This window comes from Saccharothrix hoggarensis (assembly GCF_042678885.1).
In the GTDB taxonomy this organism is placed as follows: Bacteria; Actinomycetota; Actinomycetes; order Mycobacteriales; family Pseudonocardiaceae; genus Actinosynnema; species Actinosynnema hoggarensis.
The window spans coordinates 1,881-25,083 of the sequence record NZ_JBHTLK010000025.1 but is presented as its reverse complement, the minus strand read 5'-3'; the positions used below and the strand labels follow the sequence as shown (position 1 = coordinate 25,083).

Here is a 23,203-nt window from a genome sequence, read left to right as displayed (position 1 = left end):
CCTAGACCGTCCGGGACTCCAGACAGTCCGGGCAGAACCCCCAGAACAGGACCTCCGCCTCGTCCACGGCGAAGCCGACCGCGTCCGACGGTTCGAGGCAGGGCGCGGCGCCGTGGACGCAGTCGACGTCCTCGGTCCGGCCGCAGCCGCGGCACACGAGGTGGTGGTGGTTGTCGCCGGTCCGCGTCTCGTAGCGCGCCGGGTGCCCGGCGGGCTCGATCCGGCGCAACAACCCGGTCCGCTCGCACGCGTGCAGCACGTCGTAGACGGCCTGCGTCGACACGGACCCCAACTTCGCGCGCACGCTCGCGGCGACCTGCTCGGCCGTGGCGTGGGGGTGCTCCGCGAGCCATTCGAGCACCGCGATCCGGGGCGCGGTGATGCGCAGCCCGGCGTCCTTGAGCAGCTCGCGTGGTCCTGGGGTCATGGCTCCACCACTCCACCACGCTTTCTTGAACTGGTCAAGAAAACGAACGATTAAACCTGTTGCCCCGTGGAGTGAAGATGAGGGACGTGAACGTCGCTCCCTACCTGGCCGTCTCCCGGACCCCGCGCGTGCCCGGCTTCATGCTGCTGATGCTGCTGGCGCGGATACCGGCGACCGCCGCGGGCATGACGGTCACGATGCACGTCCTGCTGGCCCTGGAGCGCGGTTACGGCGCCGCGGGCCTGGTCGGGGCGGTGAGCACGATCGGCATCGCGGTCGGCTCGCCGCTGATGGGCCACCTCGTGGACCGCCGCGGCCTGCGCGCGATGCTCGCCGTGTCGATGGTCAGCGAGGGCGTCTTCTGGTTCGTCGCGCCGCTGCTGTCGTACCCCGTGCTGCTGGTGATGTGCTTCGTCACGGGCATCACCGTCATGCCGGTCATGTCGCTGGGCCGGCAGATCCTCACCGCGCTCGTCCCGGAGGACCGCAGGCGCACCGCGCTGGCGATGGACTCCATGGCCGTCGAGGTCGCGTTCATGGCCGGCCCGGCGCTCGGCGTCGCGCTCACCACGCAGGCGTCCAGCCGGACCGCGATGTGGGCGATCGGTGCGGCGATGGTCGTGTTCGGCGCGGTGCTGTGCCTGGTGAACCCGCCGGTCAAGAGCGAGGGCGAGAGCGGCGAACGCGTGCCGCGCCGGGAGTGGTTGGACGGGCGGCTGCTCGGCGTGCTGATGAGCGCGGGCGGTGCGACGTTCGTGCTGTCGGGCGTCGAGGTGGCGGTGGTGGCGTCGATGCGCGACCTCGGGCTGACCGGGTGGACCGGCGCGCTGGTCGCCGTGATGTGCGTGTCGTCGCTGGTCGGCGGGTTCCTGTACGGCGGGCTGAACCGCGTGCCCCCGTTGTGGGCGCTGATGGGCGGCATGGGGTTGCTGGCCGTGCCGATCGGCCTGTTCGGCTGGTCGCCGTGGTGGCTGGCCGTCGCCCTGATCCCGACGAACTTCCTGTGCGCCCCCACCATCACCGCGACCGGCGAGCTGATCACGAAGTACGCCCCGGCGTCGGCGCGCGGCGTGGCGATGGGCCTCCAGGGGTCCGCGTTCACGCTCGGCGTGGCCGTGGGCGCGCCGCTGACCGGTGTCGTCATCGACCACGGCGGACCGGGCTGGGGCTTCGCCGTGGCGGGCGCGGGTGCGGTCGCGATCGCCGCCGGCACCGAACTCCTGAGCCGCCGCCCCCGCCCCGTCCCGGTCGGCTGACCCGCCTCACCCTTCACCCGGTCGGCGCGCCCGGGCTGACGGCTCAGGTCGAGGGGACCGCCCCCGCCGGGTCGACCGCTCAGGTCAGGTCGCGGAGGGCCTGGTAGAGGCGGTCGATCGCGGGACGGGCGCGGGCGTAGTGGGTGACCGCGGCCGGGTCGGGGGCGATCGTCTTCACCGGCTTGACGAGGTCGGCGGCGACGGTCAGGGACGGGATCTCGCCGAGCGCCCGCCAGCCGACCAGGGCCGCGCCCACGCCCGAGCCCTCGCTGTCGTCCGCCAGCTCCAGCTCCAGCCCGAGCGCGGACGCCAGGACCGTCGCCCACAAGTCGCTCCGGAACGCGCCGCCGGTCACGCGCACCGCGTGCACGTCCGCCACCGACCGCACCGCGTCGAGCACCAGCGCCAACTGCTGCGCCACGCCCTCGACCAGCGCCCGGGTGATCACGGCCCGCCCGTGCTCGCGCCGCAGCCCGATCACGGCCGACGTCGCGTCCGCGTCCCACCACGGCGCGCGCTCGCCGAGCAGGTACGGCAGCGCCGTCACACCGGCCGCGCCGACCGGCACGGCTGCGGCCTCGTCCAGCAGCGGCCCGAGCTCGACGCCGAACGCCTCGGACGCCCACTGCGCGACCACGCCACCGTTGCTGACCGCGCCGCCGAGCACCCACAGCCCCTCGGCGATGGCGTAGCAGAACACCCGCCCCCGCTCGTCGACGGCGGGCTGGTCGCGGACCACGCGCAGCGCGCCGCTCGTGCCCAGCGACACGGCCGCCACACCCGGCAGGACGGCGCCGACGCCGAGGTTCGCCATCGGCCCGTCACCGCCGCCCAGCACCACCGGGATGCCGGCAGGCAGGCCGGGCACGGCCAACGTCAGCGGGAACGAGTCGACCGGCGCGCGCAGCTCCGGCAGCTGGTCGGGCCGGACGCCCGCGAACGCCAGCGCGGCGGGGTGCCAGTCCAGCGACACGAGGTCCATCAACCCGCTCGCGGACGCCGACGAGTGCTCCGTCGCCAGCACGCCGGTGAGCTTCCACGCCACGAAGTCCTTGAGCCCGCACCACCGCTCGGCGGTGAAACCCCGGTCGCGGAACCACGCCAGCTTCACCAACGGCGACATGGTGTGGACGGGGGTGCCCGTGGCGCGGTGCAGCGCGATGCCCTCGGCCGTGCCGCGCAGCCGCGCCGTCTGCTCCAGCGCCCGGTTGTCGGCCCACGACAACGACGGCGTGACGGGCGTCCCGGCGGCGTCCAGCCCCATCAGGGTGTGCAACGCCCCCGTCAACGACAGCGCCCGCACCACGTGCCCCTGCGCCGCGACCTCCCGCAACGCCCGCAGCGCCGCGCCCCACACCTCGACCGGGTCGTGGGTGGCCTCCCCGGACGGCGTGGTGCGCATCGGGTAGCCGTGCTCCGCCGACGTCACCACGCCCGCGTCGCGGTCCACCGCGATGACCTTCGTCGCCGTGGTACCCAGGTCGATCGCGAGCACTACCTCCGCCATGCCGTGAAACCTACCTGGCGCGCGTCACCCGTCCGAGACGTCGGCGGCGGACGACGGAGGGGGCACGGCCCGCGAACAGGCCGCGCCCCCTCCGGGGTCGTAGCTCGGGTCGAACCACCGCCTACAGGCGGTTCGCCAGTTCCTCGGCGATCTCGTAGGTGTTCAGCGCCGCGCCCTTGCGCAGGTTGTCGCCGCACACGAAGAAGTCCAGCGTGTTCGGGAAGTCCAGCGCCTGGCGCACGCGGCCGACGTAGGTCGGGTCTTCGCCGACGACGTCCGCGGGCGTCGGGAACTCCTTCGCCGCCGGGTCGTCGACCAGCACGAGTGACGGCTGCTCCTCGAACAGCTTGTGCGCCTGCTCGACGGTCACCTCACGGGCGAACGTCGCGTGCACGGCGAGCGAGTGCGTCGTCACCACGGGCACGCGCACGCACGTCGCCGACACCTTCAGGTCCGGGATGCCGAGGATCTTGCGGGACTCGTTGCGGACCTTCAGCTCCTCGCTGGTCCACCCCTCGTCCTTCAGGGAACCGGCCCACGGCACCACGTTCAGCGCCAGCGGCGCGGGGAACGGCGAGTCGGACACCGGCAGGCCGGCCGCCTCCAACGTCTCCCGCACGTCGCCCGCGCGGACGCCGACCTCCTTGCCCGCCAGCGCCGAGATCTCGGCGTACAGCCGGTCGATCGCCGCCTGGCCGCCGCCGGACGCCGCCTGGTACGACGCCACGACCAGCTCGCGCAGCTCGAACTCGCGGTGCAGGGCGCCGAGCGCCGCCATCATCGACAGCGTCGTGCAGTTCGGGTTGGCGATGATCCCCTTGGGGCGCTCGGAGATCTGGTCCGCGTTCACCTCGGGCACCACCAGCGGCACCTCGGGGTCCATCCGGAACGCGCCCGAGTTGTCCACGGCGACCGCGCCCTTCGACGCGGCGATCGGCGCCCACTCGGCCGACACCTCGTCCGGCACGTCGAACATCGCGATGTCCACGCCCTCGAACGCCTCGGGCGACAGGGCGATCACGGTCAGCTCTTCGCCGCGCACGGTGATCTTCTTGCCCGCCGAGCGCGCCGACGCGATCAGCCGGATCTCACCCCACGGCACGGACTCCCGGCCGTTGATGATGTCGATCATGACGGTGCCCACGGCACCCGTCGCGCCCACCAGGGCCAGAACCGGGCTCATCGTCCACTCCCCGCGTACACCACAGCTTCTTCGTCGCCGCCGAGCTCGAACGCGTCGTGCAGGGCACGCACCGCGTCGTCGAGCTGCGTGTCGCGGCAGATGACCGAGATCCGGATCTCCGACGTGGAGATGATCTCGATGTTGACGCCGGCGGAGGCCAGCGCCTCGCAGAACTGCGCGGTCACGCCGGGGTGCGAGCGCATGCCCGCGCCCACCAGCGACACCTTGCCCACGTGCTCGTCGTACAGCACCTGGTCGAAGCCGATCTCCTCGCGCGCCTTCTCCAACGCGGCCACGGCGCGCGGGCCGTCGTCCTTCGGCAGGGTGAACGTCACGTCGGTGCGGCCGGACACGGCCTGCGAGACGTTCTGCACGACCATGTCGATGTCGAGTTCCGCCTCGGCCACGACGCGGAAGATCCGCGCCGCCATGCCGGGCAGGTCGGGGACCGCGGTCACGGTCACCTTGGCCTCGGACCGGTCGTGCGCGACGCCGGTGATCATCGCCTGTTCCACGGGAAGGTCCTCCACTGACCCGGACACGATGGTCCCGGGCTTGTTGCTGAACGAAGATCGGACGTGCACCGGAACGCCGTACCGACGGGCGTACTCGACGCAGCGCAGCATGAGCACCTTGGCCCCGCTCGCCGCCATCTCGAGCATCTCCTCGTAGGTGATGGTCTCCAGGCGCTTGGCGTTCGGCACGATGCGGGGGTCGGCGCTGAACACGCCGTCCACATCGGTGTAGATCTCGCACACGTCGGCTTTCAGGGCCGCCGCCAACGCCACCGCGGTGGTGTCGGTGCCGCCGCGGCCGAGCGTGGTGATCTCCTTGCTGTCCTGGCTGACGCCCTGGAAGCCCGCGACGATCGCGATGGCCCCCTCGGACAGCGCGTCCTGGATGCGGCTCGGCGTCACGTCGATGATGCGCGCCTTGCCGTGCACGGACGTGGTGATCACGCCGGCCTGCGAGCCGGTGTACGAGCGCGCCTCGGCGCCCAGCGAGCTGATCGCCATCGCCAGCAGCGACATGGAGATGCGCTCACCGGACGTGAGCAGCATGTCCATCTCGCGGGCGGGGGGCACCGGGGACACCTGGCGCGCGAGGTCGAGCAGCTCGTCGGTCGTGTCGCCCATCGCGGACACGGCGACGACGACGTCGTTGCCGGCTTTGCGGGTCGCGACGATGCGCTCGGCCACCCGTTTGATCCGCTCGGCGCTCCCGACCGAGGAACCGCCGTACTTCTGGACGACGAGCGCCACAGACCCACTCCTCCCAGGTGCTTCAAGCCCAGCTCACCGGCAGAGTACCTGGCCCAAGGAGTGGACAGCGGCCGCCGTGACGGCCACTACTCTCAACCCCGTGTCGACCCTGGAGGCCGTTCGCGTGGACCCCGAGGACGCGCCTGGCGCGCGTGGCCCGCTGGCGCGCGCGGCGAGACACCGGGTCACCCTGGCGGTCGCGCCCGCGCTGCTCTACCTGGCCGTCCGCGAGCTGGGCCTGCTGGCGCTGCAGCTGATGGCGGCCCGGTGGGACAAGAGCGTCACCGGCGCGCTCACGTCGTGGGACGGGCAGTGGTTCCTGGGCATCGCCGAGGGCGGGTACGCGAACGTCCCGGCCGGGCTCGTGGACGCGTTCGGGCGGCGGTCGGCGGAGACGCCGCTGGCGTTCTTCCCCGGCTACCCGACGCTGGTGCGGTGGGTGGACGGGCTGCCCGGCGTGCCGACGGTCGGCGCGGCGTTCGCGGTGAGCCTGGTCAGCGGCGTGTTCTGCGCGTACGGGCTGGCGCGGCTCGGGTCGCGGGTGTTCGGCGGGTCGCCGCGGGCCGGGCTGGTGCTGGTGGTGCTGTTCGCGGCGTCGCCGATGGCCGTGGTGCTGTCGATGACGTACTCGGAGGCCACGTTCTGCGCCCTCGCCGCGTGGTCGCTGGTGGGCGTGGTGGAGCGGCGCTGGGTGCTCGCCGGCGTGTGCTGCGCGGCGGCGGGGCTGGTGCGGCCGACGGCGGCGGCGCTGATCCTGGCGGTGTGCGCGGCGGCCGCGGTCGCGGTGTGGCAGCGGCGGGACGGGTGGCGGCCGTGGGTGGGCGGGCTCGTCGCGCCGCTCGGGCTGCTCGGCTACCTCGCGTACGTCGCCGGGCGCACGGGGCGGTGGGACGGCTGGTTCGCGGTGCAGCAGGACGGCTGGGACTCCCGGTTCGACGGCGGCGCGGCGACGTGGAAGTTCGCGCTGCTCATCCTGGGCGAGCCCCGGTCGGTGCTGGAGCTGGCGACGGTGTGGTTGCTGGTCGTGGCGCTGGCGCTGGTGGTGCTGAGCGCGCGGCGCGGCACGCCGTGGCCGCTGGTCGTGTACGGGGCGGGCGTGCTGGTGATGGACCTCGGGTCGAACGGGCTGATGAACTCGAAGGCGCGGCTGCTGCTGCCCGCGTTCACGCTGCTCGTGCCGGTGGCGCTGGCGTTGGCGCGGCGGCGGACGAGCACGGCGGTGGCGGTGCTGGTGGGTGTGTCGGTGTTCAGCGCGTGGTTCGGCGCGTACGCCATCACGGCCTGGCAGTACGCGATCTGATGGACCTCAACCCGTTGATCGCGCGCCGCTGGAGCCCCCGGGCGTTCGACGGCACGGCCGAGGTGCCGCCCGAGACGGTGCGCGTGCTGCTGGAGGCGGCCCGGTGGGCGGCCTCGCACGGCAACACCCAGCCCGCGCGGTTCCTCGTCGGGTACCGCGGCGATGACACGTTCGAGCGAATCTTCGCGGCCCTGCGGCCGGGCAACCGGAACTGGGCGGGACGGGCGTCCGTGCTGCTCGTGGGCGCGGTGGTCGAGGCGGACGAGCGCGGGCCGATGCCGAACACCGAGTTCGGGTTGGGGCTCGCGGTGCAGAACCTCGTGCTGCAGGCCGTCGAGCTGGACCTGGTCACGCACCAGGTGGGCGGGTTCTCGCCGGACGCGGTGCGGGAGTCGTTCGGGCTGCCGGACGACGTGCGCCCGGTGGTGGTGATCGCGGTCGGGCGGCTCGGCGACGTGGCCGACCTGCCCGAGGACCTGCAGGCGCGCGAGCGGCGGCCGCGGGTGCGCAAGCCGTTGAGCGAGACTGCCTTCACCGGCCGGTGGGGCCGGCCCGCGTTCCCGGACCCCTCTTCGGGCGGGGCCTCAGGCCAGGCGGCGGACGAGCCTCAGCACGAGTGACCGGACGACCAGCCAGAACACCGCCGCGATGCCGTGGTTCACGAGCACGCGGAGCTTGGCGTCCTGCGGGGTGAAGAGGTCGCGGAAGCCGAGCGCGAGCCGGTCGGCCCAGGTCGCGACGGTCGTGGCGATCGAGTTGGCCGGGTTGGCGCCGCCCACCGTGAGCAGCACGTTCGCGACCAGGACCACCGCGATCAGCAGCCCCGCCCAGCCCAGCACTCCCGCCACGACCGAGACGACCTTCGTGCGCACCGAGTGGTGGTCCGCGGTCCGGTGTTCAGCCATGACGGGAGTGTGGCACCCGTCAGCGTGCTACGACACGTGCCAGGAGGCCGGCGACCAGGACCCAGAACACCGCGGCCAGGCCGTAGTTGACGATCACGTCGAGGCTGTAGTTGCCCAGGGAGAACAAACCCGGGAAGAACAACGCCAGCGGCTCGGCGAGTTGCTGGACGAATCGGAAGAACGCGTTGGCCGAGTTCGCCCCGAACAGGATCAGCAGGATGTAGAGGACCTCGATGAGCGCGAACACCGCGCCGACACCGCGGATCACACGGGCGGCGGTGTAGTTCCCGCTGCGCGTTGACGTTCGCCATCTGGACATGTCAAGAAGATTCCCGACCCACGATCGGGTGAAACACGGGCGGGTGAAGTTCCACCATCTGGGCGCGCGGTTCCACCTCATCGCGGAATCCGGTTAACCTGTGCGGCATGGCACGTGCCCTCCTGCTTCGCCGCCGTGACGGGGTCTGATCAGACCGGCCCCCCGTCGCGGGATCGAGCGTTGCCGCCGGTCGTCATCCCACCGGCAGCAGGAGCACCCCGATCATGACCACCAGCCCGGACGCGTACACCTCCGGCACCAGCCGCATCCGTCCCCCGGCCCGGCCCGTCCCCGGCCAGCCCGCGTGGAACACGCAGCGCGGCACGTCGATGCCCGTCCACCGCTACCGGCCGTTCCACGAGCAGGTCGAGACGGTCGACGTGCCGGACCGCACGTGGCCCTCGAAGCGGATCACGAAGGCGCCGCTGTGGTGCGCCGTCGACCTGCGTGACGGCAACCAGGCGCTGATCGACCCCATGTCGCCCGCGCGCAAGCGGAAGATGTTCGACCTGCTGGTGCGCATGGGCTACAAGGAGATCGAGGTCGGGTTCCCGGCCGCGTCGCAGACCGACTTCGACTTCGTCCGCGAGATCATCGAGGACGGCGCGATCCCGCCCGACGTCACCATCCAGGTGCTGACGCAGTGCCGGCCCGAGCTGATCACCCGCACGTTCGAGTCGCTGCGCGGCGCGGCCAAGGCGATCGTGCACTTCTACAACTCGACGTCCATCCTCCAGCGCCGGGTCGTGTTCAAGTCCGACCGCGAGGGCATCAAGAAGATCGCCACGGACGCCGCCGCGTTCGCGCTGGAGCAGGAGCAGCTCTACCCGGAGACCGAGTTCCGGTACGAGTACTCGCCCGAGTCGTACACCGGGACCGAGCTGTCGTACGCGCTGGAGGTCTGCGACGCGGTGTCGGAGGTGATCCAGCCGACGCCCGCGAAGCCGCTGATCATCAACCTGCCGGCGACGGTGGAGATGGCCACGCCGAACGTCTACGCGGACTCGATCGAGTGGATGTCGCGCAACCTGGCCCGCCGCGAGTCGATCATCCTGTCGCTGCACCCGCACAACGACCGGGGCACCGGCGTGGCGGCGGCCGAGCTGGGCTACCTGGCCGGCGCGGACCGCATCGAGGGGTGCCTGTTCGGCAACGGCGAGCGCACCGGCAACGTCTGCCTGGTGACGCTGGGCATGAACATGTTCAGCCAGGGCGTCGACCCGCAGATCGACTTCTCGGACATCGACGAGATCCGCCGCACGGTCGAGTACTGCAACCAGCTGCCGGTGCCGGAGCGGCACCCGTACGGCGGCGACCTGGTCTTCACCGCGTTCTCGGGCTCGCACCAGGACGCGATCAAGAAGGGCTTCGAGGCCCTGGAGGACGCGGCCAAGGCGGCCGGGACGCACGTGGACGAGTTCCCGTGGGAGGTCCCGTACCTGCCGATCGACCCGAAGGACGTCGGCCGCAACTACGAGGCCGTCATCCGGGTCAACTCGCAGTCCGGCAAGGGCGGCGTGGCGTACCTGATGAAGACCGAGCACCACCTCGACCTGCCGCGCCGGTTGCAGGTGGAGTTCTCGCGGGTCATCCAGGAGGTCACGGACACCCACGGCGGCGAGATCGGCCCCAAGGACATGTGGGACTCGTTCTCGCAGGAGTACCTGGACGGCACCGTGCCGCTGAAGCTGCTGCGCCAGAAGGTGTCCGGTGACGGCAGCGGCCACGAGAAGATCAAGGCCGTGGTCGTGGTCGACGGCGAGACGCAGGAGATCACCGGCAGCGGCAACGGCCCGATCGCCGCGTTCGTCGACGCCCTGGCCACCATCGGCTACGACGTCCGCGTCCTCGACTACTTCGAGCACGCGATGTCGTCGGGTGACGACGCCCGCGCCGCCGCCTACCTGGAGTGCGCCGTCGCGGACCGCGTCCTGTGGGGCGTGGGCATCGACAGCTCCACGGTGTCCGCGTCGCTGCGCGCCCTGGTCTCCGCGATCAACCGCGCGAACCGGTAGTCACGGCCCGGGGGTGTCCGGCGCGCCGGACACCCCCTCCGCACCTCGCCACGCCCCCGTTGCGGCGAGGCCGGCATGGCGGCCATGACCTCCCCGGCCGCCGCGGTCGTCCGGGACGTCGTGGTCAGCCGAACTTCAGCGAGCGGATCGTGTAGGTGCCGGCGAGGTTGCCCTGGTCGCCTGCCACGGTGCTGCCGATCCGGCTCCGGTAGTTGTGCTCGGCGTAGTAGTGCACCCGGTCGTTCGACCGGTTCCGGACGGAATGCGCGTTGACCAGTCCCCACGAACAGATCTCGTTCGCCCGGGGATGGCTCTTCGAGTACTGGCAGCGCTCCCCCGTGCCGTCCGCCCCCTTGAAGAAGCAGATGTAGTTGTCGGTGCAGTCCCACGCGGCGCCCGTGGAGGCCGTTGCCGTTGCCGCTGGTGCGACGGTCGCGGCGGCGCACAGACCGACCGCGGTGAGCAGCTTCGCCATCCGGGCCGGAAGCGGAGAAATACGCATGGAGATCATCCTCCCCTGAGAACGCGATGCGATTCCGCTGACGTTTATCGGAATGCACTTCGACGGTACGCCCGGAGCACCGCGCCGGACCAGTACACAGTGGAATGACGACTAAAGTTGGTGATTCCGAGGCATTACCTCGAAGAATTGCCGAAATCAATCACATCACCGCTGGGACCGCGGGTCGTGGCGATGACCACCCGGTCGGGTGGCCGCGGCGGGCACGGGGCGTGGTCGGCGTGACCGCCGCGCCGGGAAGCTGAAGACACCGACAGGTCGGAGACGATCGGCGCTCCCGTGGCGCTGCCGAACCATGACCGCCTTGGTGGTGCTGTTCGTGGTCGCCGTCGTGCCGCTCGCGCCGACCGAGGCCGTGCCGATCGGCTGCGGCGTGCCGGCCGCGTCCGGCGACCTGCCGCCGGCCGCGGTGATCCTGGTGGCCGCCGTCGGCTGCACGCTGTCCGACCTGGTCAACTTCGCCGTCGGCCGCACGGCGGGTGAACGCGCGCCGCTCAACGACGCGCCGAGGCGCCTGCCCCGGCCGCCTGAGCCGCCTCGGCCAACCGGTTCCGGACGGCGACGCGCGCCCGCCGGTACGCGGCCGGGTCGTCGTGCAGCACGGACTGCGCGTTGGCCATCTCCAGGAACGCGATCAGCTCGAACGTCAGCTGCTCGGGGTCGTCCACACCGGAGACCTCGGCCACGGTGTCGCGCACCACCTCGTTCCACCGCCGCCCGTAGTCGGCGATCGCGTCGCGCACCCGCCCGTGCCGGGCGTCGAACTCGGCCTGCACCGCGTAGAAGAAGCACCCGCCGGGGAACGTGCGGTTCTCCGAGTACGCCAGCCAGCCGTCCAGCAGGCGTTCCAGCCGCGCCAACCCGGGCGGCAGGGCCTGCGCGGGCTCCAGGACCAGCGTGACGAAGATCTTCGCCGCCGCCCGGACCGTCGAGAGCTGCAGCTCCTCCTTCGACCCGAAGTGCGCGAACACCCCGCTCTTGCTGATCTCCAGCTCCGCCGCGAGCCGCCCGATCGACAGCCCTTCCAGACCTTCCACCGAGGCGATCTCCGCCGCCCGCCGCAGGATCTGCCGCCGCGTCTGCTCGCCGCGCTCCACGCGTCCGTCGACCTTCACGTCGTCCACGCTAACCCCCTTGACCACCGGCAAACTAATTGTACGATCGTTCGTACAACTTGAGGGGTGGATGGACGCATGGATCTCCTGGACCTGAACCGGTCGGCACTCGACCTGAACCTGAAGCTCTGGGCGGACCTCGACGAGGCCCACCTGGACCTCCCGACGCCGTGCGCCGGCTGGACCGTCTACGAACTGCTGCGCCACCAGGTCGAGTCGACGCTGTCGTTCACCGCGGCCGTCACGGGCGCGCCCGTCGCCGAGCCGGCGAGCGACGACATGCTCACCGCGTACCGGGCGGCGAGCGACGCGGTCACCGAGGCGTTCCGCGGTGACGGCGTGCTGGAGCGCGTGATGGAGTTCCCCGGCTACGGCCTCCGACCCGGCAAGTCGCTCGTGGCGGCGCACTTCGTGGACAACCTGGTGCACGCCTGGGACCTCTGCCGCGCGATCGGCGTCGACAGCACCCTCGACACCGAACCGGCCACGGCCGCGTACCGGATGGCCCGGTACTACCCGACGACGCCGGACGTCCGCGGCCCGGGAGCGGCGTTCGCGCTGCCGGTCGACGTGCCGGAGGACGCGCCGATCACGGACCGGCTGGTGGGCCTCCTCGGCCGCTCGCCGAACTGGTCGGCGTAAGCCGATCACCGTGCCGGGGGCGCCGCCGCAAGGGGGGAGGTGCTCCCGGCACGGCCGTGTCGACCCCGGCACGCTCGCCAACCCGCGTCAGCTCCCGCCGGCCGGAGCCGCGTCAGCTCGCCGGGCGCGTCAGCCCGCCGGGCGTTCCGCGTGAACCTCGCCCCGCGGCACCACCACGCCGTGCTCGTCCACGAACTGCACGCACACGGGCCGTCCGTCGGCGGCGCGGTAGGCGACCGTGGGGATGGTGCACGGGATGTGGTCGTTCCCCCACTGCTGCAACGCGCACAGCACCAGGCTGAGCTGCCGGCCCGGCTCGGTGAGGTGGTAGCCGTCCCGGGGGCGCTGCCCCGGTTCCCGGTAGCTCTGCCGGGTCATGAGCCCGGTGTCCACGAGCTTGGCCAGGCGCGCGGTGAGCACGTCGGACGCGATGCCGAGGGCGGAGCGGAACTCCGAGAAGCGGCTCGCGCCGGCCAGCGCTTCTCGCAGGACGAAGAACGTCCAGCGCTCACCGACGATCTCCACCGCCTTGGTCATGGCGCAGGGGTTTTCGTCGGGTTCCGTCACGGCCCCAGTATGGCTCGGTTGTGCAATCCAATCCAGCCCAGGCTAGGTTGGGCCGACCAACCCACGCCTAGGGGAGAGAACGCATGGAGATCGCCAACTCGGTCGCCCTGGTCACCGGCGCCAACCGCGGCCTCGGCCGGCAGTTCGCACGCCAGCTGCTGGAACGCGGCGCGGCCAAGGTCTACGCGACGGCCCGCAACCCAGACCTGGTCGACCTGCCCGGTGTCGAGGTGCTGCGGGTGGACATCACCGACCCGGAGTCCGTCACCGCCGCGGCCGCCGCCGCCCCCGACGTCACCCTGCTGGTCAACAACGCGGGCATCATCACCGGCGAGAACCTCGTCACCGGCGACCCGGCCGCGATCCGGCTGGAGATGGACACGCACTTCTACGGCACGCTCGACGTGATCCGCGCGTTCGCGCCCGTCCTCGCCGCGAACGGCGGAGGGGCGATCCTGAACGTCCTGTCCTCGATGTCGTGGGTGTCCTACGACCGCGCCACCGCGTACAGCGCGGCCAAGGCGGCGCAGTGGAGCCTCACCAACGGCGTGCGCGTGGAGCTGGCGGCGCAGGGCACGCTGGTCACCGGCCTGCTGCTGGGCCCGACCGACACCGACATGACGGCGAGCCTCGACGTGCCGAAGAACGACCCGGCCGACGTCGTGCGCGCCGCGCTCGACGGCATCGCGGAGGACCGGATCGAGGTGCTGGCCGACCAGGGCGTGGTCGACCTGAAGGCCGCGCTGTCGGCCGACCCGACCGTGCTCTACCCGCAGGCGACGCGGGTCTGACCGCCGGGTCCGGGGGACGTCGGCGCACGTCCCCCGGACCCGCGGCTCACGGGTTCAGCGCCTCGGTCACCGACGCGGGACCGACCAGGGGGATGTCCGGCGAGATGCCGTCCTCCTCCACCAGCACGGCCTCCACGGCGTGCGGCCGGAGCGCGCCGCTGCGGATGTCCTCCGCCCAGTGGCACGCCACCTTGTGGCCCGGCAGCACCTCGCGCAGCTCGGGACGCTCGGTGTCGCACCGGGTCGCCTGCTTCCACGGGCAGCGGGTGTGGAACCGGCAGCCCTTGGGCGGGTTCGCGGGCGACGGCAGGTCGCCCGTGAGCAGGATGCGCTCGCGCCGGTCCTCGACCAGCGGGTCCGGCACGGGGATCGCCGACAGCAGGGCCTTGGTGTACGGGTGCAGCGGCTCGGCGTAGAGGTCGTCCGACGTCGCCTCCTCCACCAGCCCGCCCAGGTACATCACGCCGACCCGGTCGGAGATGTGCCGCACCACGGCGAGGTCGTGCGCGATCACCAGGTAGGTGAGGCCGAACTCCTCCTGCAGGTCCTCCAGGAGGTTGACGACCTGCGCCTGCACCGACACGTCCAGCGCGGACACCGGCTCGTCGGCGATGATCAGGTCGGGTTCGACCGCCAGCGCCCGCGCGATGCCGATGCGCTGCCGCTGACCGCCGGAGAACTCGTGCGGGTACTTGCGCAGCGACGTGGACGGCAGGCCGACCGCCGTCAACAACGTGCGCAAGCGCTTGCCGGTCTCCTCCCGCCCCTTGTCGAGGTCGTGCGCCCGCAGTCCCTCGACCAGGATCGACTCCACCGACTGCCGCGGGTCCAGCGACGACATGGGGTCCTGGAACACCATCTGCATCCGGCGGCGCATCCGGCGCAGCTCCTCGCCCTTCAGCGAGGAGAGGTCCGTGCCGTCGAACACGACCCGCCCGGCCGTCGGCTCGCTCAGCCGCAGCACCGCCCGCCCGAGGGTGGACTTGCCGCAGCCGGACTCGCCGACCAGGCCGTACGTCTCGCCGCGCCGGACCGCGAGGTCCACGCCGTCCACCGCGTACACGTGGCCGACCGTGCGGTCGAGGATCACGCCGCGCTTGATCGGGAAGTGCACCTTGATGCCCTCGACGGACACGAGCGTGTCCACCGCCGCGTCCGGCTTGGGGGTGACAGCCGTGCTCACACCGACACCTCCTCGGCCACCGGCGGCTTCACCGGGTTGTGGCAGCGCAGCAAACGGCCTCCGCCGATGTCCTCCTGGGCTGGCGTGACCTGCACGCACACGTCCAGCTTGTTCGGGCACCGCGGCGCGAACGCGCACCCCTGGGTCCACGGGATGTTGTCCGCCACGGAACCCCGGATCGGGTTCAGCTTCTCCCCGCGCGGCGCGTCGAGCCGCGGGATCGAGGACAGCAGGCCGTGCGTGTACGGGTGGCGCGGCGCGGCGAACAGCTCGTGCCGCTGCGCCTTCTCCACCACGCGGCCGGCGTAGAGCACGTTCACCTCGTCGCACAGCCCCGCGACCACGCCCAGGTCGTGCGTGATCATGACGAGCGCGGTGCCCAGGTCGCGCACGAGCTCCTTCAGCAGGGACAGGATCTGCGCCTGGATCGTCACGTCGAGCGCGGTCGTCGGCTCGTCCGCGATGAGCAGCCGCGGCCGGCAGGCCAAGGCGATCGCGATCAGCGCGCGTTGCCGCATGCCGCCGGACAGCTGGTGCGGGTACTCGGTGAGCCGCCGGGTCGGGTCGGGGATGCCGACCTTGTCCAGCAGCTCGGCCGCCTCCAGCATCGCCTTCTTGCGCGGCATGTCCCGGTGCCGTTCCAGCACCTCGGTGACCTGCACGCCGATCGGGATGACGGGGTTCAGCGACGACAGCGGGTCCTGGAACACCATGCCCAGGTCGCGGCCGCGCCGGTCCCGCATCTCGCGGTCGGACAGCGTCAGCAGGTTCGCGCCCTCGAACTGCACCGAACCGGAGACGCGGGCGCCGCGCCTGGGCAGCAGGCCCATGATCGCCAACGACGTCACGGACTTGCCGCACCCCGACTCGCCGACCAGGCCGACGGTCTGGCCCGGCTCCACGTCGAAGCTCACGTGGTCGACGGCGGTGAAGGGCTGCTCCCCCTTGCGCTCGAAAACCACGGTGAGGTCACGGACTTCAAGGAGTGGCACGACTCACCGCCTGCTCTTGGGGTCGAGGGCTTCACGCAGCGTTTCGCCCATCAAGGTGAAGCCCAGCGCGACGACGATGATGCAGCCCGCCGGCCAGAACGCCAGCTGCGGGTGCGTGTCGAACACGGTCTGCACGTCGCCGAGCATCTGCCCCCACTCCGGAATCCGGTCGTCGGGGTTGCCCAGGCCGAGGAACGACAGCGCCGCCGCGTCGATGATGGCCGTGGCCAGCACCAACGTCGACTGCACGATCACCGGGCCGAGCGAGTTGGGCAGCATGTGCCGGAACACGATGGCGCCGGGCTTCACGCCGAGCGCGGTCGCGGCCAGCACGTGGTCGCTGGACCGCTGGGCCAGCATCGACCCGCGCAGCAGCCGCGCGAACACCGGGATCTGCACCACCGCCACCGCGATGATCACGGTGTACTGGTTGGGCTTGGCGAACATCGCGCTGATGCTGAACGCCAGCAGCAGGCTGGGCAGCGACAGCATGACGTCGACGACCCGCATGACGACCGAGTCGACCCAGCCGCCGAACGCGCCCGCCAGCGTGCCGAGCGTGAGGCCGCCGACCAGCCCGATCAGGGTGGCCAGCACGCCGACGATGAGCGTCTGCTGCGAGCCGATGAGCAGCCGGGACAGGAAGTCGCGGCCCTGCAGGTCGCCGCCCAGCGGGTGGCCGTCCTGGGGCGGCGGGATCTCGTTGCGCGCCTTGATGACCTGGTCGATCAGCATCGGGTCGGACGGGTCGTGCGGCGCGAGCCACGGCGACAGCAGCGAGACCAGCACGAACAGGCCGATGATGGTGGCGCCGGTGAGGAACACCGGGCTGCGGCGCAGCGTCCGCCACGCGCTCGCGGCGAGGCTGACACCGGCGTCGGAGCCGGCCTCGGCCAGCTTGTCGATGCGGTCCTTCTTACGGGTGGGAGTGACCATCGCGGCCTACCTCGTCCTGATCCGCGGGTCGATGAGCGCGTACGAGAGGTCCACCAGCAGGTTGACCACCACGTACACGATCGTGGCCATGATGATCAGCAGCAGCAGCACCGGGTAGTCGCGCCTCTCGAACCCGAGGGCCAGCGCCTCGCCGACGCCGGCGAAGGCGAACACCTTCTCGGTCAGCACCGCGCCGGCCAGCAGCGCGCCGGTCTGGAGGCCGACGGTCGTGACGACCGGCAGCATCGCGTTGCGCAGCACGTGCCTGCGCCGGATCACCGGGGCGGTGAGGCCCTTGGACTCGGCGGTGCGCACGAAGTCCTCGTCCAGCACGTCGAGGACGGCGGCCCGGGTGATGCGGAAGACCACCGCGAACGGGATGGTGGCCAGCGCCAGGGCGGGCAGGATCAGGTGCTCCAGCGCGTTGAACGCCGCGTCCCACTCCTGGGTGATCACGCCGTCGAGCACGAAGAAACCCGTGACCCGGGTGGCGTCGATCGCGTCCTGGCGGCCACCGGTCGGCAGGCCCAGCGCGGAGGACAGCACGTCCTTCAGCACGTAGGCCAGGAAGAACACCGGCACGGCGACGCCGAGCAGCGAGCCGCCGACGCTGAGGTTGTCGAACCAGCCACCGCGGCGCTTGGCCGCCATGTACCCCAGCGGGATGCCGACCGCGATGGCGATGACGATGGCCAGGAAGCTGAGCTCGAGGGTGGCGGGGAAGCGCTGGAGGAAGATCTCCAGTGCCTCGTCGCCGGGCTGCACGCCCGTCGACACGCCGAAGTCGCCCGACAGCGCCCGCCCGAGGAACTTGAAGTACTGGACGAAGATCGGCTGGTCCAAGCCGAGCTGTTTGGTGAGGGCCTCCCGCTTCTCCGGGGTCGCGCGCTCTCCCAGGAGGGCCGAAACCGGGCCTCCCGGGAGAGCGCGCAGCCACGCGAAGAGCAGCAGGGACAGCACCAGCACCACGCCGACCAGCTGGATGAGCCGTCGGATCGTGTAGCGGAGCATTGAGCTACCCCGTCGTCTCTATCTGGAGTTGTCCGGCGGCTCAGCCCTTGCTGGCCGCACCGAACCTCTCGTCGGTCAGCGGGCTCGGCACGACGCCCTTGACGTCCGCCTTGAGCACCAGCGCCGGCGGCGAGTGGGACACCGGGATGGCGGGCAGGTACTCCTCCATGATCTTCTTGTTCAGGCCCTCGTACAGGCCGCGGCGCTTGTCCTCGTCGGGCTCGGCGTTCGCCTTGCCCAGCTCGGCGGCCAGCTCCGCGCCCCACGGCGACGCACCGGTGTTGAACCGGTTGTCGGGACGGCCGAAGAACGTGCCGATCCAGTTGTGCGCGGTGCCGTTGTCACCGGTCCAGCCCAGCATGAACAGGTCCGGGACGCCCTGGTCGACGTCGGTCAGGTAGCCGCCGTTCCACGGCTTGCTGGAGACCTCCAGCTTGATGCCGGCCTTCTCCAGGTCACCCGCGATCGCGGCCTGGATGTCCTTCGGGCTCGGCATGTACGGCCGGGTGACCTCGGTCGGCCAGAAGAACTTCAGCGTCAGGTCGGTCGCACCCGCCTCGGCGAGCAGCGACTTGGCCTTCTCCGGGTCGTACCCGATCGCCTTCAGGTCCTTGTTGTGGCCGTCCACCGTGTTCGGCATGAACTGGGTGGCCACGGACGCGCCCTCGGGCAGCTGCGACTTGACGAGCTGCTCGCGGTTGATCGCGTGCATGATCGCCTGGCGGACCTTCAGGTCCTGCAGCTTCGGGTTGTTCTTCTGGTTGATGCCCAGGTAGAGGATGTTGAACGCCGGGCGGACCGCGACGTTGAACCCCTTCTCCTTCAGACCCGGCCAGTCGGCCGCGTTCGGCAGGTCGTAGCCGTCGATGTCGCCCGCCTCGAGCGCCTGCTTGCGGGCGGTCTCGTCGGGGATGATCCGGAAGACGACCTTGTCGAGCTTGGCCTTCTCACCGTGGTAGTTCTCGTGCCGCACGAGCTCGACGACGTTGTTCGCCTTGTCGAACTTGCTGAACTTGAACGGTCCGGTGCCGGTCGGGTGCTCGGTCGCGTACGCCGGGTAGGTGAAGCTGTCACCGGCTGCGACGACGTTGTCCGCGTCGTACTTCTTCAGCGCGTCCGGGCTGGAGATCGAGAACGACGTGAAGCCCAGGACCGACGGGAACTGCGAGGTGGCCTCGGTCAGCTCGATGACGGCGGTCTTCGCGTCCTTCGCCGTGCACGACTTGTACAGCGACGGCTTGTCCGGGGTGTCCGCGAAGCCGCCGAAGTTGTCGAGCCAGTACTGCGAAACGGCGTCGGACTGACCGGCGCCCTTCTGGTTGTACCAGCGGTTGAAGTTGAAGCACACCGCGTCGGCGTTGAAGTCCGTGTCGTCGTGGAATTTCACATTTTCTTTCAGTGTGAACGTCCACGTCTTGCCGTCTTCGGTCGACTCCCACTTCGTCGCCAGTGCGGGCTCGACCTCGGCGGTGCCGGGCTTGAACCCGACCAGACCCTCGTACATCTGCCGGGAGACGCGGAACGTCTCGCCGTCAGTGGCGTAGAACGGGTCGAACAGCTTGGGAGCACCGGCCGCACCGAAGGTGAGCGTGCCGCCGACCTTGCCGGCCCCCGGGTCGTCCGTCCGCGCGGATTCAGCGCAGGCGGACAGTGCGAGCGCAGCGACGCCGGTCAGGCCGATCGCGGCCGTCCAACGGCGCCGGGCCGTTCGGGAATGAACCATCAAACACCCCTAGGGAAATCCGGGATCTCACGGTGTGGTCAGGGACCATAACCGGTCACCACAACCCTTCCGAGGTAACACAGGTCACGATCCGGCCACGTGAATCCCCATTCTCATACGTCCGGCTCATCTTCGCTGACCCAACGTGACCACGACCGATCAGGCAAACGCCCTCCTACGCTGTACAACGGAGAGAGAAACCTGCACGTGCGCGGAGGTGAAGTCGCCGGTGAGCCCAGTGGTCGAGTTCCGCGTCCTCGGGCCGTTGCAGGTGCTGGTCGACGGCGAACCGGTGGTGGTGCGCGCGGGGCGCCAGAGGTCGCTGCTTGTGTCCCTTCTCATGCGCGCCGGCGCCGGCGTGTCGGTCGACGAGCTCGCCGAGCACATCTGGGGCGCCGAGCCGCCCGCGCGGGCCCGCGGCACGTTGCAGACCTACGTCATGCGGCTTCGGCAGGTGCTCGGCCCGGCCGTGCCCATCCGGACCGTGCCCGACGGCTACCTGATCGACGTGGACGAGCGCACCATCGACGTGATGCGGTTCGAGCAGCTCGTCGAGGAGGGCGAGCGGGAGCGGGCCGCGGGCAGGCTGGAGTCGGCGTCGGCGATCTTCACCGCGGCGCTGGCGCTGTGGCGCGGGCCGGCGATGGTCGACGTGCCGTCGGAGGTGCTGCACCGCGACGAGGTGCCGCGGCTCGGCGAACGGCGGCTGCACGTCGAGGAGCGCCGGGTGGAGGTGGACCTCGACCTGGGCAGGCACGCCGAGCTGATCCCCGAGCTGTCCCGCCTGACCAGCGAACACCCGCTGCGGGAGCGGCTGTGGTCGCAGCTGATGATCGCCCTGTACCGGTCCGGCAGGCAGGCCGACGCGCTGGCCGCGTACCGCCGGGTCAGCGGGCTGCTGGCCGAGCAGCTGGGCATCGACCCCGGCGAGGAGCTGCGGCGCGTGCACCAGCAGGTGCTCGGCGGGTCGCCGGCGCTCGACCACGGGCAGACCGCCGCCGCCAACGCCCGGCGCGACCGGGTCGTCCCGTCGCAGCTGCCCGCCGACATCGGCGACTTCGTGGGCCGTGAGCAGGCCGTTCAGCTGATCGAGGCGTTGCTGCGGACGGCGCAGGGCGTGCCGGTGGTGACGTTGGCCGGCCCGCCCGGCGTGGGCAAGACGGCGCTGGCCGTCCACGCGGCGCACAAGCTGCGGCACTTCTTCCCGGACGGTCAGCTGTACGTGAACCTGCGCGGGTACGCCCAGGGGCCGCCGCTGAGCGCCGTGGACGTGCTGCCGCGGTTCCTGCGGGCCCAGGGCGTGCCGCCCGAGTCCGTGCCGCTGGACCAGGACGAGCAGGAGGCGATGTTCCGGTCGCGGCTGACCGACCAGCAGGTGCTGCTGGTGCTCGACAACGCGGCCAACGCCGAGCAGATCCGGCCGCTGCTGCCCGGCTCGCCGGGGTGCGCGGTGCTCGTGACCAGCCGTGACACGCTGCGCGGCCTGGCCGTGAGCCACGCCGCGTCGAACGTGCGGCTGGACGTGCTGGACCGGGCGGAGACGCGGGCGCTGCTGGCCGGGATGCTCGGCGAGGACGTCGTGACGTCGCAGTCCGAGGCGGCCGACGAGCTGGCCGAGCTGTGCGCCCACCTGCCGCTCGCGCTGCGGATCGCGGCGGCGAACCTGCTGTCCCGGCCCGAGATCACCATCTCGTCGTACGTGGAGGAGCTGCGCGCGGGCAACCGGCTCGCGGCGCTGGCCGTGGAGGGCGACGAGCGGGCCGCCGTGCACGCCGCGTTCGACCTGTCCTACACGGCGCTGAAGCCGGAGCTGGCGTCGCTGTTCCGGCTGCTGTCGCTGGCGCCGGGCGACATCACGCCGGACGTGGCCGCGGCGCTCGGCGGCCTCACCACGCAGGACGCCCGGCGCAGGCTCGACCGGCTCGCCACGGCGAACCTGGTCGACAACCACGCACCCGGCCGGTACCAGTTCCACGACCTGCTGCGGGACTACGCGGCCGAACGGCTGGCGTTCGAGGACGACCCGGCGGAGAGCGCGCAGGCCGGTCGGCGGCTGCTGGACTGGTCCATCCGGTCGGTGGACAACGCCACCGACGCGTTCAAGAGCACCCTCCTGCGGCTGCCGCGCACGGACGTCGTGCCGGGCGTGACGCCGCGCCTGTTCTCCACCTCCGCCGAGGCCCTGGCCTGGCTCGACGCCGAACGCGGCAACCTCGTCGGCCTCGTCGTGCACGCCGCCGACCGGCAGCCCGACCACGACGTGTGGCAGCTGGCCGACGCGTTGCGGCGGTACTTCTACACGATCGGGTTGCCGGTGGAGTGGCTGGCGACCGCGAAGGCCGGGCTGGCCGTCGCCCAGGCCACCCAGGACGCCGTCGGCGAGGTCGCGATGCTGTCGTCGCTGGGCACGCTCTACTGGGCGATCGGCCAGCACCGCGTCGCCGTCGACTACTTCCGCCGGGCCATCCCGATCCAGCAGCGCACCGGCGCCGCGCCCGCCGTCGAGGCCGCCGTGCTGGCGAACCTCGGCGCCGTGTACATCGACGTCGGCGAGCTGGAGCAGGCCGCGGACCACCTGGAACGGGCGCTCGTCATCACCCGGTCCATCGGCGCGTTGCAGCAGGAGGGCATCGCCCAGCTCAACCTGGGCGGCGTCTACATGCAGCTCGGCCAGCTCGACCGGGCCGTGTCGTCGTTCGAGGGCGCGCTGGACGTCGGCAACCGGCTCGGCGCGTGGATGACGCAGGCCGACAGCCACCGGGCGCTCGCCGAGGTGCACCTGTTCCTCGGCCGGCCGGAGCGTGCCGCCGAGCTGTACGAGCGGTGCGGCGAGCTGTACGAACGGGCCGGCGCACGGCGGTTCGCCCACTTCTCGCACGAGGGCCTGGCGCTGGCGTGCGTGATGCGGGGCAGGTGGGCCGACGCCGCGCGGGAGGCCGAGCGGGCCGTGGCCATCGCGGAGGAGCTGGGCAACCTGAAAGGGCTGTGCGACGCGAAGAACGCCCTGGGTGAGGCGCTGTGCGGGCTGGGGCGGCTGGACGAGGCGGTGGAGCGCACCACCGAGGCGCTGCGGATCGCCGAGGAGACCGGCTACCCGCTGGGCATCTGCGCGGCGCGGCGCAGCCTGGCGCTGACGCACCGGGCGGCGGGTCGGCTGGACGAGGCCCGCTACTCGGCCAGCCAGGCGTTGGACAGCGCGGTGCGCTACCGGCTGCGGATCGCCGAGGTGGACGTGCTGGCCGTGCTCGGGCGCGTCCGGCTGGACCAGGGCGACGTGACCCAGGCGCTGGACCTGGCGCTGCGGTGCCTGGAGCTGAGCCGGGCCACCGGGCAGCGGTTCGTGCGGGCGCGGGCGGCCCACCTGGCGGGTGACGCGCTGGCCGCCACCGGCGACGGGGCCGGCGCGGCCGAGCACTGGCGCACGGCGCTGGAGTGGTTCACCGCCATCGGCTCGCCGGAGGCGGACGTGGTGCGCGCCCAACTGGCCGGGTGACCGCGCAACCCACCGCTCAGCCCGCCAGGCGGCCCACCGCGCGCAGCTCCCGCGCT

The 23,203-nt window shown here is 71.7% G+C and carries 21 protein-coding genes; 7 read left to right on the top strand and 14 right to left on the bottom strand.

Annotated features, from left to right (window positions below):
- Position 1: 1 nt before the first annotated feature.
- A complete protein-coding gene (locus tag ACFQ3T_RS07835; protein WP_380721783.1) occupies positions 2-427 on the bottom strand; it encodes a Fur family transcriptional regulator in 426 nt (141 codons plus the stop codon).
- Between the two features lie 77 nt (positions 428-504).
- Between ACFQ3T_RS07835 and ACFQ3T_RS07830 the strand changes: the two genes are divergently transcribed.
- The gene (locus tag ACFQ3T_RS07830; protein WP_380721781.1) at positions 505-1,683 is read left to right on the top strand and encodes an MFS transporter; all 1,179 of its coding nucleotides are present in this window, start codon (positions 505-507) and stop codon (positions 1,681-1,683) included.
- A gap of 79 nt (positions 1,684-1,762) precedes the next feature.
- Here ACFQ3T_RS07830 and ACFQ3T_RS07825 read toward each other — a convergent pair whose 3' ends face one another.
- From ACFQ3T_RS07825 to ACFQ3T_RS07815, 3 genes are all read right to left on the bottom strand, one after another.
- Positions 1,763-3,190 carry a gluconokinase gene (locus ACFQ3T_RS07825; protein ID WP_380721778.1) on the bottom strand — a complete coding sequence of 476 codons (1,428 nt, stop codon included), beginning with the start codon at positions 3,188-3,190 and terminating at the stop codon, positions 1,763-1,765.
- A 121-nt stretch (positions 3,191-3,311) separates the two neighbouring features.
- Entirely contained in the window at positions 3,312-4,373 is a 1,062-nt protein-coding gene (locus tag ACFQ3T_RS07820) for an aspartate-semialdehyde dehydrogenase (protein WP_380721776.1), read from the bottom strand.
- A complete protein-coding gene (locus ACFQ3T_RS07815) occupies positions 4,370-5,635 on the bottom strand; it encodes an aspartate kinase (RefSeq protein WP_380721774.1) in 1,266 nt (421 codons plus the stop codon). Before ACFQ3T_RS07815 ends, ACFQ3T_RS07820 begins: the two co-directional genes overlap by 4 nt.
- Before the next feature lie 100 nt (positions 5,636-5,735).
- Between ACFQ3T_RS07815 and ACFQ3T_RS07810 the strand changes: the two genes are divergently transcribed.
- Positions 5,736-6,935 carry a hypothetical protein gene (locus ACFQ3T_RS07810; RefSeq protein ID WP_380721772.1) on the top strand — a complete coding sequence of 400 codons (1,200 nt, stop codon included), beginning with the start codon at positions 5,736-5,738 and terminating at the stop codon, positions 6,933-6,935.
- Positions 6,935-7,555, top strand: coding sequence for a nitroreductase family protein (locus ACFQ3T_RS07805; RefSeq protein ID WP_380721770.1), 621 nt, complete (start codon positions 6,935-6,937; stop codon positions 7,553-7,555). Before ACFQ3T_RS07810 ends, ACFQ3T_RS07805 begins: the two co-directional genes overlap by 1 nt.
- Here ACFQ3T_RS07805 and ACFQ3T_RS07800 read toward each other — a convergent pair.
- Both ACFQ3T_RS07800 and ACFQ3T_RS07795 read right to left on the bottom strand, forming a co-directional pair.
- Complete coding sequence (locus tag ACFQ3T_RS07800) at positions 7,520-7,840, bottom strand: hypothetical protein (RefSeq protein ID WP_380721768.1); 321 nt, start codon at positions 7,838-7,840, stop codon at positions 7,520-7,522. The genes ACFQ3T_RS07805 and ACFQ3T_RS07800 overlap by 36 nt on opposite strands.
- A gap of 19 nt (positions 7,841-7,859) precedes the next feature.
- Positions 7,860-8,159, bottom strand: coding sequence for a hypothetical protein (locus ACFQ3T_RS07795; protein ID WP_380721766.1), 300 nt, complete (start codon positions 8,157-8,159; stop codon positions 7,860-7,862).
- Between the two features lie 224 nt (positions 8,160-8,383).
- Here ACFQ3T_RS07795 and leuA point away from each other — a divergent pair, with 224 nt between their 5' ends.
- The gene (gene leuA / locus ACFQ3T_RS07790; protein WP_380721764.1) at positions 8,384-10,174 is read left to right on the top strand and encodes a 2-isopropylmalate synthase; all 1,791 of its coding nucleotides are present in this window, start codon (positions 8,384-8,386) and stop codon (positions 10,172-10,174) included.
- A 124-nt stretch (positions 10,175-10,298) separates the two neighbouring features.
- Here leuA and ACFQ3T_RS07785 read toward each other — a convergent pair whose 3' ends face one another.
- The gene (locus ACFQ3T_RS07785) at positions 10,299-10,649 is read right to left on the bottom strand and encodes a peptidase inhibitor family I36 protein (RefSeq protein WP_380721762.1); all 351 of its coding nucleotides are present in this window, start codon (positions 10,647-10,649) and stop codon (positions 10,299-10,301) included.
- Between the two features lie 539 nt (positions 10,650-11,188).
- On the bottom strand, positions 11,189-11,836 hold the full coding sequence (locus tag ACFQ3T_RS07780) for a TetR/AcrR family transcriptional regulator (protein ID WP_380721760.1): 648 nt from the start codon (positions 11,834-11,836) through the stop codon (positions 11,189-11,191).
- A gap of 51 nt (positions 11,837-11,887) precedes the next feature.
- Here ACFQ3T_RS07780 and ACFQ3T_RS07775 point away from each other — a divergent pair, with 51 nt between their 5' ends.
- Complete coding sequence (locus tag ACFQ3T_RS07775; RefSeq protein ID WP_380721758.1) at positions 11,888-12,451, top strand: TIGR03086 family metal-binding protein; 564 nt, start codon at positions 11,888-11,890, stop codon at positions 12,449-12,451.
- A gap of 129 nt (positions 12,452-12,580) precedes the next feature.
- Here ACFQ3T_RS07775 and ACFQ3T_RS07770 read toward each other — a convergent pair whose 3' ends face one another.
- Complete coding sequence (locus tag ACFQ3T_RS07770) at positions 12,581-13,018, bottom strand: winged helix-turn-helix transcriptional regulator (protein WP_380721756.1); 438 nt, start codon at positions 13,016-13,018, stop codon at positions 12,581-12,583.
- Between the two features lie 83 nt (positions 13,019-13,101).
- On the opposite strand from ACFQ3T_RS07770, the gene ACFQ3T_RS07765 reads away from it, so the two are divergent.
- Positions 13,102-13,809 (top strand): SDR family oxidoreductase, encoded by a 708-nt coding sequence (locus ACFQ3T_RS07765; RefSeq protein ID WP_380721754.1) that lies wholly within the window; start codon positions 13,102-13,104, stop codon positions 13,807-13,809.
- A 46-nt stretch (positions 13,810-13,855) separates the two neighbouring features.
- On the opposite strand, the gene ACFQ3T_RS07760 is transcribed toward ACFQ3T_RS07765, so the two are convergent.
- Genes ACFQ3T_RS07760 through ACFQ3T_RS07740 form a run of 5 tightly spaced genes read right to left on the bottom strand, consistent with a single transcriptional unit; the run spans position 13,856 to position 19,654 of the window.
- Positions 13,856-14,956 (bottom strand): ABC transporter ATP-binding protein, encoded by a 1,101-nt coding sequence (locus ACFQ3T_RS07760; protein ID WP_380721831.1) that lies wholly within the window; start codon positions 14,954-14,956, stop codon positions 13,856-13,858.
- A 32-nt stretch (positions 14,957-14,988) separates the two neighbouring features.
- A complete protein-coding gene (locus ACFQ3T_RS07755; protein WP_380721752.1) occupies positions 14,989-15,984 on the bottom strand; it encodes an ABC transporter ATP-binding protein in 996 nt (331 codons plus the stop codon).
- 3 nt (positions 15,985-15,987) lie between these two features.
- Positions 15,988-16,920: an ABC transporter permease gene (locus tag ACFQ3T_RS07750; RefSeq protein WP_380721750.1), complete on the bottom strand. Its 933-nt coding sequence runs from the start codon at positions 16,918-16,920 to the stop codon at positions 15,988-15,990.
- A 6-nt stretch (positions 16,921-16,926) separates the two neighbouring features.
- A complete protein-coding gene (locus ACFQ3T_RS07745) occupies positions 16,927-17,931 on the bottom strand; it encodes an ABC transporter permease (RefSeq protein WP_380721748.1) in 1,005 nt (334 codons plus the stop codon).
- A 40-nt stretch (positions 17,932-17,971) separates the two neighbouring features.
- On the bottom strand, positions 17,972-19,654 hold the full coding sequence (locus tag ACFQ3T_RS07740) for an ABC transporter substrate-binding protein (RefSeq protein WP_380721746.1): 1,683 nt from the start codon (positions 19,652-19,654) through the stop codon (positions 17,972-17,974).
- A gap of 229 nt (positions 19,655-19,883) precedes the next feature.
- Here ACFQ3T_RS07740 and ACFQ3T_RS07735 point away from each other — a divergent pair, with 229 nt between their 5' ends.
- A complete protein-coding gene (locus ACFQ3T_RS07735) occupies positions 19,884-23,147 on the top strand; it encodes an AfsR/SARP family transcriptional regulator (RefSeq protein ID WP_380721744.1) in 3,264 nt (1,087 codons plus the stop codon).
- Positions 23,148-23,203 lie beyond the last annotated feature (56 nt).

Coding starts and splice junctions, on each gene's coding strand:
- ACFQ3T_RS07835 (WP_380721783.1), bottom strand. CDS start 427: ATGACCCCAGGACCACGCGAGCTGCTCAAGGACGCCGGGCTGCGCATC.
- ACFQ3T_RS07830 (WP_380721781.1), top strand. CDS start 505: ATGAGGGACGTGAACGTCGCTCCCTACCTGGCCGTCTCCCGGACCCCG.
- ACFQ3T_RS07825 (WP_380721778.1), bottom strand. CDS start 3,190: ATGGCGGAGGTAGTGCTCGCGATCGACCTGGGTACCACGGCGACGAAG.
- ACFQ3T_RS07820 (WP_380721776.1), bottom strand. CDS start 4,373: ATGAGCCCGGTTCTGGCCCTGGTGGGCGCGACGGGTGCCGTGGGCACC.
- ACFQ3T_RS07805 (WP_380721770.1), top strand. CDS start 6,935: ATGGACCTCAACCCGTTGATCGCGCGCCGCTGGAGCCCCCGGGCGTTC.
- ACFQ3T_RS07800 (WP_380721768.1), bottom strand. CDS start 7,840: ATGGCTGAACACCGGACCGCGGACCACCACTCGGTGCGCACGAAGGTC.
- ACFQ3T_RS07795 (WP_380721766.1), bottom strand. CDS start 8,159: ATGTCCAGATGGCGAACGTCAACGCGCAGCGGGAACTACACCGCCGCC.
- leuA (WP_380721764.1), top strand. CDS start 8,384: ATGACCACCAGCCCGGACGCGTACACCTCCGGCACCAGCCGCATCCGT.
- ACFQ3T_RS07785 (WP_380721762.1), bottom strand. CDS start 10,649: ATGGCGAAGCTGCTCACCGCGGTCGGTCTGTGCGCCGCCGCGACCGTC.
- ACFQ3T_RS07775 (WP_380721758.1), top strand. CDS start 11,888: ATGGATCTCCTGGACCTGAACCGGTCGGCACTCGACCTGAACCTGAAG.
- ACFQ3T_RS07765 (WP_380721754.1), top strand. CDS start 13,102: ATGGAGATCGCCAACTCGGTCGCCCTGGTCACCGGCGCCAACCGCGGC.
- ACFQ3T_RS07750 (WP_380721750.1), bottom strand. CDS start 16,920: ATGGTCACTCCCACCCGTAAGAAGGACCGCATCGACAAGCTGGCCGAG.
- ACFQ3T_RS07745 (WP_380721748.1), bottom strand. CDS start 17,931: ATGCTCCGCTACACGATCCGACGGCTCATCCAGCTGGTCGGCGTGGTG.
- ACFQ3T_RS07740 (WP_380721746.1), bottom strand. CDS start 19,654: ATGGTTCATTCCCGAACGGCCCGGCGCCGTTGGACGGCCGCGATCGGC.